This window comes from Pseudomonas sp. Pseusp88 (genome assembly GCF_047303955.1).
In the GTDB taxonomy this organism is placed as follows: Bacteria; Pseudomonadota; Gammaproteobacteria; order Pseudomonadales; family Pseudomonadaceae; genus Aquipseudomonas.
Genome location: NZ_JBGLYM010000015.1, coordinates 127,758 through 140,676 on the forward strand (window position 1 = coordinate 127,758; position 12,919 = coordinate 140,676).

At 57.0% G+C, this 12,919-nt stretch carries 12 protein-coding genes and 3 pseudogenes; 4 read left to right on the forward strand and 11 right to left on the reverse strand.

Features of this window, described 5'->3' with window-relative positions; translation table 11 throughout:
* Positions 1–14 precede the first annotated feature (14 nt).
* The 3 genes from ACCD02_RS19195 to ACCD02_RS19205 are packed head-to-tail and all read right to left on the reverse strand — an operon-like array spanning position 15 to position 2,609.
* Entirely contained in the window at positions 15–1,007 is a 993-nt protein-coding gene (locus ACCD02_RS19195) for an aldo/keto reductase (RefSeq protein WP_413305091.1), read from the reverse strand.
* Positions 1,008–1,032: 25 nt separating this feature from the next.
* Positions 1,033–1,623 (reverse strand): flavodoxin, encoded by a 591-nt coding sequence (locus ACCD02_RS19200; RefSeq protein ID WP_413305094.1) that lies wholly within the window; start codon positions 1,621–1,623, stop codon positions 1,033–1,035.
* The gene (locus ACCD02_RS19205; RefSeq protein ID WP_413305096.1) at positions 1,620–2,609 is read right to left on the reverse strand and encodes an aldo/keto reductase; all 990 of its coding nucleotides are present in this window, start codon (positions 2,607–2,609) and stop codon (positions 1,620–1,622) included. Before ACCD02_RS19205 ends, ACCD02_RS19200 begins: the two co-directional genes overlap by 4 nt.
* 606 nt (positions 2,610–3,215) lie before the next feature.
* Here ACCD02_RS19205 and ACCD02_RS19210 point away from each other — a divergent pair.
* Positions 3,216–3,436: pseudogene (locus tag ACCD02_RS19210) on the forward strand (thioredoxin); the annotation flags it as partial.
* Positions 3,437–3,484: 48 nt separating this feature from the next.
* On the opposite strand, the gene ACCD02_RS19215 reads toward ACCD02_RS19210, so the two are convergent.
* The 6 genes and pseudogenes from ACCD02_RS19215 to ACCD02_RS19240 form a co-directional block, all read right to left on the reverse strand.
* Entirely contained in the window at positions 3,485–4,471 is a 987-nt protein-coding gene (locus tag ACCD02_RS19215) for an NAD(P)-dependent oxidoreductase (protein ID WP_413305099.1), read from the reverse strand.
* 13 nt (positions 4,472–4,484) lie between these two features.
* The gene (locus ACCD02_RS19220; RefSeq protein ID WP_413305102.1) at positions 4,485–5,801 is read right to left on the reverse strand and encodes an MFS transporter; all 1,317 of its coding nucleotides are present in this window, start codon (positions 5,799–5,801) and stop codon (positions 4,485–4,487) included.
* Positions 5,802–5,861: 60 nt separating this feature from the next.
* Positions 5,862–6,827, reverse strand: a complete 966-nt coding sequence (locus ACCD02_RS19225) for a sugar kinase (RefSeq protein WP_413305105.1) — start codon at positions 6,825–6,827, stop codon at positions 5,862–5,864.
* The gene (locus tag ACCD02_RS19230) at positions 6,820–7,617 is read right to left on the reverse strand and encodes a sugar phosphate isomerase/epimerase family protein (protein ID WP_413305108.1); all 798 of its coding nucleotides are present in this window, start codon (positions 7,615–7,617) and stop codon (positions 6,820–6,822) included. Before ACCD02_RS19230 ends, ACCD02_RS19225 begins: the two co-directional genes overlap by 8 nt.
* Before the next feature lie 104 nt (positions 7,618–7,721).
* Positions 7,722–8,705, reverse strand: coding sequence for a LacI family DNA-binding transcriptional regulator (locus tag ACCD02_RS19235; RefSeq protein ID WP_413305140.1), 984 nt, complete (start codon positions 8,703–8,705; stop codon positions 7,722–7,724).
* A 181-nt stretch (positions 8,706–8,886) separates the two neighbouring features.
* A pseudogene (locus tag ACCD02_RS19240) lies at positions 8,887–9,021 on the reverse strand (hypothetical protein); the annotation flags it as partial.
* Positions 9,022–9,495: 474 nt separating this feature from the next.
* Between ACCD02_RS19240 and ACCD02_RS19245 the strand changes: the two are divergent.
* Both ACCD02_RS19245 and ACCD02_RS19250 read left to right on the forward strand, forming a co-directional pair.
* Complete coding sequence (locus ACCD02_RS19245; RefSeq protein WP_413305111.1) at positions 9,496–10,413, forward strand: DUF4214 domain-containing protein; 918 nt, start codon at positions 9,496–9,498, stop codon at positions 10,411–10,413.
* Between the two features lie 56 nt (positions 10,414–10,469).
* Positions 10,470–11,357 carry a DUF4214 domain-containing protein gene (locus ACCD02_RS19250; protein WP_413305114.1) on the forward strand — a complete coding sequence of 296 codons (888 nt, stop codon included), beginning with the start codon at positions 10,470–10,472 and terminating at the stop codon, positions 11,355–11,357.
* Between the two features lie 184 nt (positions 11,358–11,541).
* Here the strand turns inward: ACCD02_RS19250 and ACCD02_RS19255 are convergent.
* Together ACCD02_RS19255 and ACCD02_RS19260 are read right to left on the reverse strand one after the other, a co-directional pair.
* A pseudogene (locus tag ACCD02_RS19255) lies at positions 11,542–11,850 on the reverse strand (tyrosine-type recombinase/integrase); the annotation flags it as partial.
* A gap of 398 nt (positions 11,851–12,248) precedes the next feature.
* Positions 12,249–12,413: a hypothetical protein gene (locus tag ACCD02_RS19260; protein WP_413305117.1), complete on the reverse strand. Its 165-nt coding sequence runs from the start codon at positions 12,411–12,413 to the stop codon at positions 12,249–12,251.
* Between ACCD02_RS19260 and ACCD02_RS19265 the strand changes: the two genes are divergently transcribed.
* Positions 12,412–12,816 (forward strand): DUF6632 domain-containing protein, encoded by a 405-nt coding sequence (locus ACCD02_RS19265; protein ID WP_413305119.1) that lies wholly within the window; start codon positions 12,412–12,414, stop codon positions 12,814–12,816. The genes ACCD02_RS19260 and ACCD02_RS19265 overlap by 2 nt on opposite strands.
* Positions 12,817–12,919 lie beyond the last annotated feature (103 nt).

Sequence of the window (12,919 nt, forward strand, 5' to 3'; positions counted from 1 at the left end):
AGCAGGGGTAAGGCTCAGAGCCCGGTCATCTTCAGCGCCGACTCCGGCAAGCGTTCACCGTGCACCTGGATCTGCGCCATCTGCTCATTGATCACGCGCAGATCATCGCCGGTCAGTTCCAGTTCTACCGCGCCCAGGTTCTCTTCCAGTCGGTGTTGTTTGGTCGTGCCCGGGATCGGCACGATCCATGGTTTCTGCGCCAGCAACCAGGCCAGTGCGACTTGTGCAGGCGTCGCCTGCTTGCGCTCGGCAACGGCCTTCACCACGCCGACCAACGCCAGGTTGGCCTTGCGCGCTTCAGGTGAAAAACGCGGGACAAAATTGCGGAAGTCGCTGGCGTCAAACTGGGTGTGCTCATCGATCTGACCCGTGAGGAAGCCAGCGCCGAGCGGACTGAACGGCACGAAGCCGATACCCAGTTCCTCCAGTACGCCAAGCAGTTCATGTTCCGGGCCACGCCAGAACAGCGAATACTCGCTTTGCACCGCCGTTACCGGTTGCACGGCGTGTGCCTGGCGGATGGTTTGCACACCGGCCTCGGACAGGCCGAAATGCTTGACCTTGCCCTCGGCGATCAGCTCCTTGACGGTGCCGGCAACGTCTTCGATCGGCACCTGCAGATCAACGCGATGCTGATAAAACAGGTCGATGCAATCGGTGCGCAACCGCTTCAATGACGCCTCTGCCACGGCGCGGATATGCTCGGGTCGGCTATTGGTGCCGCCGCCTCGTGCGCCGGTGACCAGGTCAATATCGAAACCGAATTTGCTGGCGATGACCACCTGTTCGCGGATCGGTTGCAAGGCCTCGCCCAACAACTCTTCATTTGCGAATGGGCCATACGCCTCGGCGGTGTCGAACAAGGTGATGCCTTGCTCATGGGCCGAGCGAATCAGCTTGATCATGCTCGGTTTGTCGGCGGCCGGGCCGTAGGCGGAGGTCATGCTCATGCAGCCGAGGCCCATTGCGGAAACTTCCAGGCCGTTGCCCAACGTGCGGGTTTTCATGGTGCTTCTCCAATCCAGAAATAGATTAGCGCGTGTGAGGGTGATCGCTCAGCCAGCCATTCACGCGCTCCATGGTCTTGCGCTCTTGCTCACCTTCCATCACAAATCCTTCCATCACCTTAGCCTTAGGCGCGTGCTTTTCGAGGATGCTGCGGCTATTGCCCAAGCCGTAACCACCGTGGGTGTTGAAGGGGATGAGGGTCTTGCCAGTCAGGTCGTGGGCGCTCAGAAAAGCACGCACGATTGGCGGGGTGGTCTCACCCCAGATCGGAAAGCCGAGATAAATCGTGTCGTAGTCGCTCAGAGCGTGAACCTTGCTTTCCAGCTCGGGCTCGAAGCCGCTGTCGCGCTCCTGACGCGCCTGCTCCACGGTTTGCAGGTAGTCCTCGGGATAGGCTTTGGCCAGACGGATCTCGAACAGATCGGCACCCAATCCGCGCTGGATGAGCCCGGCAACCACGCGGGTATTGCCGGAGCGGGAAAAGTACGCGACCAGAATTCGCGAGCCTGAAGGTGGTATTTCGCTGGCGGTTTGCGTGTCGGCGAGTGACAGCAACGGGGCGCTCGCCAGTGCGGCGATGACCGTGCGCCGTAGAGGATCGTGATCGTTGTTCATCGCCCGACGCGCGCCTTGAGGGCCTCGGGATAACGCTCGCCTTCGATGCGGATCTGCGCCAGTGCGGTGTCAATGGCCTGGAGTTCGCCCGCGTCGAGGGTGATGTCCGCGCCGCCAAGGTTTTCTTCAAGGCGATGCAATTTGGTCGTCCCGGGAATCGGCACAATCCACGGTGCCTGCGCGAGCAACCAGGCCAGCGCGATCTGCGCCGGTGTCGCTTTTTTTTGCGCGGCTATCTGGCGGATCAACACCACCAACCCTTGATTGGCTTGCAGTGCCGACTGGCTGAAGCGCGGCACGATGCTACGAAAATCGTCGCTGCCGTATGTGGCGTCGGCGGCTACTGTGCCGGTGAGAAAACCCTTGCCCAGTGGGCTGAACGGCACGAAGCCGATCCCCAGCTCCTTGAGCGTCGGCAGGATTTCCTGCTCAGGCTCACGCCACCACAATGAGTATTCGCTTTGCAGCGCCGTGACTGGCTGCACCGAATGTGCACGGCGAATGGTTTGCGCACCGGCTTCCGAAAGGCCGAAGTGCTTGACCTTGCCTTCCCCTATCAGATCTCTCACTACACCGGCGACGTCTTCAATCGGTACGTCCGGGTCAACCCGATGCTGGTAAAGCAAATCGATGAAATCGGTCTTAAGTCGGCGCAATGAGCCTTCGACGGCGAGTCGAATGTGCTCAGGGCGACTATTTAGAATCTGCTGTTTATTGTCGGCACCGAAGGTGAAGCCGAACTTGGTGGCGATGACCACTTGATCGCGAACTGGGGCCAATGCCTCACCCACCACTTGCTCGTTCAGGTACGGACCGTAAACCTCGGCGGTATCGAAGAACGTAACGCCACGGTCAACCGCCGAACGGATCAGCGTAATGGCTTGTTGTGTGTCAGTCGCCGGGCCGTAGCCATGGCTCAGGCCCATGCAACCCAAGCCCAGGGCTGACACTTCGAGTGAACTGTTTCCAAGTGTGCGCTTGTGCATTTCGATCTCCCGACGTTTGCGTTGGGAAACAGTAAGCCAGCTAACGAGTGGAGACTAGACGGGCAGATCGGCAAGGGTTCATGAGGTCTGCTCATCAGTCCCAGTAGAGAGGGAGGTGGCGACTTGCCTTAATGGACGCCCAGGCGCTCTTAGCCAGGACATACTCAGTTCCCCATGCAGAATTCTTTCTGGCACAGAATCAGGCTTAACGTTCGCGTTCGATAGTAAATAATCGACCGTCCGCTTTTGGCCGATTCTGTTGAAAAAGTCGGCCATGGTTTCCGCAGCAGAAAAGTACGCGTTTGAAATTGAAATCTTTACTTTGAGCAGAGGACTCCGGGCCGAGATTTCGCGCAGCTGCGCGCAAAAAAGGCATTTTCAGCAGTCAGTACGCGGGCAGTCTGGAAGGACCGACTTTTTCAACACAATCGGCCGAAAGCCGCCACCTGCCAGGCTGTCGATGCCGACTCTGATCGACCCATGTGCCGACGCAAGACTGCCCCATCTTCATTAGTGCAAAAGTCGAGCACAGAAAATGATCCACGAGGAGTCAGACTGGGTAAGTGAAATTCCGACAACCGAGTTGATTAGGCATCGGCGCCAACAGCTACGCCCAGTGAAATCATTGCTCGCCTAGAACGTTACAGCGGCGTCAGTAATGCAGACGCGCTTGCCACTCCCGAGCTTGAACAGGCGATCAAATGGCACCGCAAGTACGCCAGGCAAAACGGCATTCATGTCTCGCCATCTTTATGATCCACGGGTTGGTTGACGCAAAAATATCCCGTGTCGACTCAGTAGCCGACTGGCCTTCGCGATTGGCCTGAGCCCAATGGCGATCGGCCAGGTTCAACGTTGAAAGCCAGCATGCCCGGTCAGCGCTTGCCTGACCAGGCGTCCGGATTCACCAGATTCGCCGGCCGCTCGCCATTCAAGGCGCTGAGCAGATTGTCTACCGCACAACGTGCCATCGCCTCGCGGGTCTCGAACGTTGCCGAGCCCATGTGCGGAGTGGCGACCACATTATCCAGCTGCAACAGCGCAGAGCCTTTATCCAAAGGTTCATGCCCAAACACATCCAGCCCCGCCGCGCGAATCTGTTGCTTGCTCAACGCATCAATCAGCGCCTGTTCGTCCACAATCTTGCCACGGGCAATGTTGATGAAGATCGTCTCCGGACGCATCAGCGCAAATTGCTCGGCGCCGATCAGGCCCTCGGTTTCTGCGGTCAGCGGTAACGTCAGGCAGACGAAGTCCGCCTCTTTGAGCAAGCCCTCAAGGCTTCGATACTCGGCGTTGAAGCGGGCCTCAACGGCAGGCTTGGGCGAGTGGCTGTGATAGATGATCGGCATGCCGAAGCCGAAATGGCCGCGCTGGGCCAGCGCTTCGCCAATTCTGCCCATGCCGATGATGCCCAGCTTTTTGCCGTGAACATCACTGCCAAAATGCGCAGGACCGATGTTTTGCGTCCATTGACCGCTGCGTACCAGGTTCGCAAGCTCGACCACACGCCGGGCAGTGGCCATGATCAAGGCAAAGCCGGTATCGGCAGTAGTTTGGGTCAGGACATCCGGGGTATTGCTCAGCAGGATGCCGCGCTTTGTCAGGTAATCAATGTCGTAGTTATCGACGCCTACCGAGACGCTTGAAACCACTTTGAGCCTGGGCGCCAGATCCAGCAACGCGGCATCAAGCTTCAGGCTCGCGCCGAGCAAGCCATCGGCCTTGTGCAAGGCATCACGCAGGCAAGCCAGGCCATCGTCGGATTTGGGGTCATCAATCAACGTGACCTCAGCGTGCGCCTGCAAACGTTGCATCAGCGGTGCCGAGAGTTTTTTGTACAGCACTACATGGTTGTTCATAGGTCGATTCCAGTCAGGAGTGCGCAGGGGCACGACGAACACTCGGATCATCCTGCAAGGGCTGCGGTTTATTGTCCGGCTTGAGCAGCAGCGTCAGCACCACCGAGACCAACAAAGCCCCGCTCATGAACAGATACGACGCACTCAGTGAGCCGGTGGCCCCATTGAGGTAGCCCACCAGGTAGGAGCCGGCAAACGAGCCCAGTGCGCCAAGGCTATTGATAAGCGCCATGGCCCCACCCGCGACGTTGGCCGGCAGAATTTCCGGCACGATGGCAAAGAACGGACCATAGGGTGCGTACATACACGCGCCCGCGACCACCAGCAGCGAATACGACCACCAGAAATGCTCGGTACCCAAGGCATATGAGCCATAAAATGCCACGGCAGCCAACAAGAGTGGCGGCCAGACGAACGCCTTGCGTTTTTGCAATTTGTCCGACGCCCAAGACACCAGGATCATGCCGATAACGGCGGCCAGATAAGGCAACGCAGAAAGCCAGCCGGCCTCAACCATATCCATTTGCATGCCTTTCTTGATGATGGTTGGCAGCCACAGCACGAAGCCGTACACGCCGATACTCCAGCAAAAATATTGGGCAGCCAGCAACAGCACCTTTGGCGAGCGGAACGCTTCGGCATAGTTTTTTACCGGCTTGATGCCAACCTGTTCGGCGTCCAGTCGGGTCTGCAACTCATCCTTCTCTTCAGCCGTCAGCCACTTGGCCTCGGCCGGACGTTCGTCCACCAACCGCCACCAGATAAATGCCCAGATCACCGCTGGCAAACCTTCTACAATGAACATCCAGCGCCAGCTGAAATGCGCTACCAGATAACCCGACACCACCGACATCCACAGCATGGTCGTTGGGTTACCCAGGATCAGTACAGTGTTGGCCCGTGAGCGTTCGGCTCGCGTGAACCAATAGCAGAGGTATACCAGCATGGCTGGCATCACTGCGGCCTCGACCACGCCCAGCATGAAACGGATACCGATCAACATATAGGCGTTAGAGACAACACCGGTCAGGGTGGCCAGGCCGCCCCAGAGAATCAGGCTGACAAAAATCAGCTTTTTCACGCTTTTCTTTTGCGCGTAGATCGCCCCCGGCACCTGAAAAAAGAAGTAACCAAGAAAGAACAACGCCCCGAGCAATGAGGACATGCCGGGGGTGATGTGCAGGTCCTCGGCCATGCCCGACGCCGCCGCGAAACCGTAGTTGGCGCGGTCCAGGTAAGCCAGACTGTAAGTGATGAATACGATGGGCATGATCAGCAGCCAGCGGCGTTTGAGGCCGCCAGGCCTGGTGGTATCGAGTAGCTTTGTCATGTCAGGCTCCAGTGTTGTTATTGTTGAGCAGGTGGTGAATGAGGCAGCCCCCCAAAAGGGTCAGGCGGTTCGTGCAGGTGACATTTGCGCAAGCTGCGCCGCCTGCAAGGCAGCACGGGTGGGCAGCCCTTCCATATCGCCCCGGCTTTGCACAGCCAAGCTGCCAATCCAGTTACCACGCGCGGTAGCCTCTGCAAATCCGAGATTTTCCAGTAACGCGCTGATCACACCGACGGCAAAACCATCCCCTGCGCCTACCGTGTCGACGACATGCGCCACAGGCTGGCCAGGCACGAAAGCTTCAGCCAATTGAGTGCGGTAATACGCGCCATTGGCGCCGAGTTTGATCACCACAGCTTCAACCCCCTTGTCCAGATAGAACCGGGCAATGTCCGCCGGAGTGTCAAAACCCGTGAGCAATTGGCCTTCAGCCATGCCCGGCATTACCCAATGGGCCAGGCTGGCAAGGTGATTGATCTCGCGGATCATGGTTGCCTTGCTCGACCACAGCGACGGCCTCAGATTGGGATCGAACGACACACTGCGCCCGGCCTCACGCATCTGCCCCATCAGCTCCCGGGACAACGCACGGCAGCTGTCGGAAAGAGCAGCCGGAATACCGGTGGCGTGCAGATGGCGCGCCTTGAGCAGCCTGGGGACAATGTCGTCGACGCAGAGATGGCTGGCCGCCGAGCCGCGGCGGAAGTATTCGACGACCGGATCCGCGCCCCCGAGCTCCAGTGATTTAAATTGAAAACCGGTGGGATGCCGCGAATCGACGGTCACGTGCTGACAGTCCACGCCTTCCTGCCGAAGACTGTCAGTGACGAATCGCCCCATGGAGTCGTTGCCGACCCGGCTCAGCCAGGCCACGTTGAAACCCAGCCTGGACAAGCCGATAGCGACGTTACTGTCGGCCCCGGCGATTCGTTTTTCGTAATGACGTACTTGCGCCAGATCACCGGGTTGCTCAGCGACCAGCATGGTCATGGTTTCGCCGAACGAAAGGATGTCGATATCAGACATGACTGGCCTCCCCAGCACTGTGAACTGGCTGTAGAGGGTCGAGGCAGGCGAGCAGCGCGACCTGTTCTCGCGTCACGCCAAGCAGGTCATCACCTTGCAGCGGGTATTCCACAGCACGGGGCAAGCCTTGCGCGAAGTGCTCGAACAGCCGTTCCCAGAGTTGCAGGTCGGCCTGTTCAGGTGGCAAAGCGATCAATTTGCCAGCCGAGTTGCGTCGGACGGCTTTGCAGTGGACGTACTCGACATAACGTCCCAGCTGCTGCGCAGCGCCAATCACGGATTGCTCCTGCCACAGCCAGTTACCAATATCGAACGTCATGCCGATGGGCAATTGAAGCCGCTGTACCGCACTGAAAAAAGCCACGAGCAGCTCGATTCGACCCCCTTGCGAGGTTTGGTCGTTCTCCACCAACAGACGAACATCGTGGCGCGCCATGTGCTCCGCCAACTGCGCAATATCACAGCGCTCGGAAAAATACCCCAGCGACACCTTGAGCCATGCTGCGCCACAGGCGATGGCACGATTGAGGGTAGGTTCCAGCTCAGGATTAACCTGAGTCTGACCTTGCAGCCACAGTTCGAGTGGCGCCGAGTACAAGCATTGCAGACCCTGTGCAGCGATCTCCTCGGCCATTGCGTAAAGATCCTCGTCGAGAAGCAGTTCTTCACGCACCTCGATTCGCGTCACACCAGCCTCGACCAACAGCGGAATAAAACTGGCCTGACCTCGTTCACGAACCAGATCGGCCCCAAAGGCACCCAAGCTAATGGCAACGGGGTATTGATTCATTATTGTTTTCCTCTGAAACCGGTTTCATTTTTATTTGAATGGGCAGCATTACAAAAGTTCGCGTAAATCCTGGCGGTAGACCTGCGGTATTAAAGGGGGTCGCGTCAGTGGCGCGGACGTGTAGAACCGCGCACGATCAGCTGTGCGGCAAAATCGTAGGTTCGCGCCGGCGCCTGATCGCCCGACAGACGCTTGAGCAGGCACTCAAACGCCGTGATGCCTATCTCATGAGTGGGCTGAGCGAGTGAGGTGATGCCGCTTCCTACCAGCGGGTACCAATCCAGCTCATCGAGGGCGATCAGCCCCACTTCGTCAAACAACGGGCAGCCAAGTTCATGCAGCCGACGCGTCGTAATCAGCGTCGCCACACCATTACCTGTGAAGAATGCTTTGGGCCCGGGGCCGCTGGCAGCCAGGAATGCCTGCAACCGCTCCCCCAGCTTGTCACTGGTTTCACAGACCTGCCCAAGCATGTCCGAACGCAGAGCTATTTGCGCCATGAACGCCTCGACGCGCTCGATCCGCGAGCTGGTGCCATCCTGCGGTTCAGTCACCAGCAGAATGTCGCGATAACCCGAGGCGTGCAGATGATCGAGGGCTTGCCTGACAGTGGCGACGTTGTCCAGCCCGACCAAATCGCTGTGCAATTCATCGACCTTACGATCGACCAGAACCATTGGCAGTTCGCTATGCAGTTCGCGCAGTTCATCCAGGTGATGGCCGAGCGTGTTCACGATCAGCCCTTCGATGTTGTAGGAACGCAACGCCGCCAGATGCAGGCGCTCCTGCTCATCGTCGCGGTCAGTGTTGCACACCACCAGGCTGTAGCCGTGCTTGCGGCACGCGGTTTCTACGCCATGCATGACGGCAACGGAATAAGGATTGCGGATGTCGGCCATCAGCATGCCGATCAGGCGAGTACGCCCGCGCTTGAGCCCTCGCGCCATCTGATTGGGGCGATAACCGAGCGTCTCGATAGCCTGTTCGATACGCCGGGCAATGGCGACAGACAGCAGTTGACGGTCATCACCAATAAAACGGGAGACGCTGGCCTTGGATACGCCCGCCAGATCAGCGACGTCATTCATGGTCACGCGCGCACGCGAGGATGCGGGAAAACTGTTCACGGCCTGGTCCTTTTTGGTGTTGTCTGCAGGCTTGTACGGATAGAGCACGGGTCTCTGAAACCGGTTTCAGGAAACACCAAAGTTCGCCAATCGTCAATGCAGAAGCGGATAAAAAGATGGATCAGACGCTGAGTGTGGCCGCTGTCACCTCGTGCGCAACGATCAAATGGTGCTGCGTATCGACCGCTGTCTGCACGTTGTAGCCAACGATTCCCGTGCCGAGCGTCATCATGAAGCGACTGTCTGGATCGGTCAGTGAGACCTGTTTATCCGGAGATTTGAATCGCCCCGGATTTCTTAGATATTGAGCGGCCGATTTTGGCCGGAAGCTTTCGTCCACCAGCGACCGCCATGGGTCGACTTCTGCCGGTCAAGGCGACTAGGTGCGCTAGTCAAGTCCGTTGGGAACGACTGGTCAAATCCAATGCAAATAAGTGGTCAGGTCCCTGCAATTACGCAGAAACGGTCGTTCATGGAGAACACGTACACGTGCCGGTCCGAATCTGGAATCTCGTGATACCCGCAAGCCATTTGTCATTCGCAGTCACAGCCGTGAGGTCAGTTTTCGATCAGCGCCAGCAGTCTTAGATGCCGGAGGATGGGAACAATTCTCCATAAGCCGAGTCAGACAGCCTACGTATTTCAATTTGTATCCGGTTTGTATCCGCATCGACTGACAGCATGAAGCTGTCAAAACCGCTGGCCGGGACCAGTTCCGGTAGCACGTCGATGCATCGGTTAAGGAAGACTAATGGCGACCCTCAAGCTGCATCAACCGATCAACATGAGCAATTTGCAGGCGTGGGACGGGACATTCCCCATTGTGGATTCTGGCCACATTCGCGCTACCGACGGTTTCAGAACCCAGGATTACTTCGGCAGCTTCCAGTTCAGCAACGGCGAAGTCAGCGGCGGTACCCTAACCTCCACAGCCGCCTACCAGAACGGCGGCCTGTACTACGAAGTCACCGGTATAAACGCCGACGCCGCGACTGTGGCCGAATACATCGGCGGTTTCGATTTCAAAAGCGCGCTTAATGAAGTCCTAAAGGGCAATGACATCGTCATTGGCTCGGCAGGCAATGACGTGATCAAAAGCGGTGCAGGCAATGACACGATCAACGGCGGCGGCGGGATCGATACCGTTCAGTACAACAGCAAGGCTGGCCTGATCGTCAATCGCACCGTAGATGCCAATGGCAGAGCGTACGCGATCACGGTGGACGGCAAGCACGACGTCCTGTCCAACGTAGAACGCATTGGTTTTAGTGATGGCTCGACTTTAGCGATAGACGTTGAATCGGGCCAAAATGCGGGGTCGGCGTATCGCCTGTATCAGGCCGCATTTGATCGCACGCCAGATAACAAGGGCCTGACGTTCTGGATCACGCAATTGGACAACGGCGCCAGCCTTACTCAGGTCGCTACAGGCTTCGTCAACAGCAATGAGTTCAAGGCCGCCCATCCAGGCACTGACGCCAGCACCCTCATCAACAGCTACTACCAACACGTTTTGCATCGGGCACCCGACGCAACGGGTTTGGCGTACTGGAGTAACGCAACGGCTAATGGCATGTCGGCCAGCGAAATGCTGGTGTCATTCTCCGAAAGTCAAGAAAACCTCAGTAACTCCGAGGCTGTGCTCAGCACCGGGCTGTGGCTGACCTGATTTGGCAGTATCACGCTTGCTCCCGATTTATATACAAACGATAAGGACTCATCACAATGGCACGCATTACCTATAATCAACCTCTCGACAACTTCGACCTGAACAAAGCGGCCCAGGTTGGTGCTACCGGGCAAGTAGTGTCGATGTCAAGCACTCACATCGTCTACGGCGAGGGTAATTATAAGGCGGACCTGAGTGGCTTCTTTCCATCAGGTAATTCACAGGCGAGCTTTTTTACTGGCATCACGTATTCTCTCAATGACACACCTTACGTCACCATTAGCGGGCTTAACGTAAAAGTAAGCGATACAGCAAACTCTGGTTCGCTCTTCAGCGGTAACGATCAGTACATAGGTTCCAACGGCAATGACCATTTTTACGCCTGGCCGGGTAACGATACCTATAGCGGTAACGCAGGTATTGATACCGTGCACTACGCAGCACTCAAAAGTGACTTTGCAGTCTCGTCAGCAGGTACTGTCGCCACCGTTAAAGGCCTGGGCAAAAGCGATACGCTGTTCAGCATCGAACGTATCAACTTTCAGGAAGATGGTACGACTCTGGCGCTAGACGTCCAGGCCGGTCAAAACGCAGGCTCGGCCTATCGTCTTTATCAGGCGGCGTTTGATCGCAAACCCGATAAAGAGGGCTTGAAGCTCTGGACTGAAAAATTGGACCAAGGTGTCAGCATGGCTGAAGTTGCCATGGGATTTGTCAACAGCAACGAGTTCAAGGCTAATAATCCGAATGCTGACTCTGCCTCCCTGATTAACAGCTACTATCAACACGTATTGCATCGCGCGCCTGACGCAACTGGCTTGCAATACTGGAGCAATCAAATGGCCAACGGCGCTGGGGCCAATGATGTTCTGGTGGCGTTTTCCGAGAGCAACGAGAACCTCAGCAATACCGCAGCCGAGTTGCAAAACGGTGTATGGATGTAACAGACATCACCATTTTAACGCTTCCCGGCGCTCAACTTGGGCCTAAAAAGTTATCGCGGGTTTGGCCCGCGATAGTCGGCTTCAAATTATGGCGGTCCTGGAGATGGGTACGATGAGAATTCACCTTGTGGATGCCGCAAGGCTGTTCTTCATACACCACTTGCGCTGAGTCATACTGAATCGCTCAAACCTCAGTCTGCTCCGAAATCGCCAAAGCATCGTCTACCTCAATACCCAGGTAGCGTACCGTGCTTTCCAGCTTGGTATGTCCGAGGATCAGCTGCACAACCCTCAGATTCCTGGTTCTTCTGTAGGTTAACGTCGCTTTGGTTCGGCGTAGCGTATGAGTACCGTACAAAACGGGATCGAGACCTATCGAAGCAACCCATGCCTTGACGATACGTGCGTATTGCCGCGTAGACAGGTGCTCGGAATCTCGAATACGACTGGGAAACAAGAAGTCTTCGCCTTGCAGATGCGCGATCGATATCCAGTTGCATTTGATGATCGCACCGAGTCATTTGGCGGAGGGGGTTTCAGTGCAACGTGTGGCAGGCATTCTGGGATATGACTCTGTTAATGCCTTCATCACGATGTTCAAAAAAGCCCTGGGTAAACCGCCTACTCAGTATTTTTCCTCGCAGCGTTAATGCTCCGGTGGATGATACAGAGCGCCGAGGTTGTAGAGTGACTACGTTTAGCCACGCATCCCTTTGAAGCTACGGATTTAGAAGAAACCTACAAGCCTCGACGTAGACCAGCTGTCAGGCCATTGCTGAACGGTATGTTTTTGGCCGATTTCTGCCGGTAGCGAACGGCAGCGTTGGGTCGCAAGCAATCGATGGCCGGAGCAATAGCAAATAAGAAGCTATGCTTGATCTAATGCTGGAACTATTGAGCGGACTGGCTTTCCGTCCCCGGTGCATCAATCCCTTCAGCAGTCACCTGACTGTCACAATGCCCGGCCTGGAACAGGATAATGCCCACCAGGTCCATGAAGGGGTTATCACCCCACCTGGTGTCCAGGTAGAGCAGGCCCAAGGAGGAGTCCGCCATGACCTTAGTCGATCGCCTCAGGTATTTGCGCGTCGTTCTCGTTTCGGCAGGCCTCGCGTGCCTTGCTCTCTACCCTCTTATGTTGTTCTGGCCGTCCGGCTGGGCCTGGCACGTCGGTCACTCGGACTACCCGATGATGATCGTTGGCATCTACGCCACACTTGGCGTGTTCCTGATCCTGGCCGCACGTGATCCGTTAGCCAATCTGAGCCTGATCTGGTTCACCGTGTGGTCTAGCGCCGTACACGGAGGAATCATGGCCGTCCAGGCGGTCATCCAACCGGGGCAAATGGGGCACCTGGCAGGTGACGTGCCCGCGCTCTTGATCGTGGCGGTTGTCTTGGCCATCTTGACGCCCTCCTCGCAGTTGGCAGCCAGGCTACGGACATACAGTGGGGCCTGAGAGCGGGTTTGACTGTCAGGGTTGGCCGATAGCAACCGCCTACGATAGCGCCCCCGCCAAACCGTATGGGACAGCTCTTCAGCAATCACCACCCACCTACCCC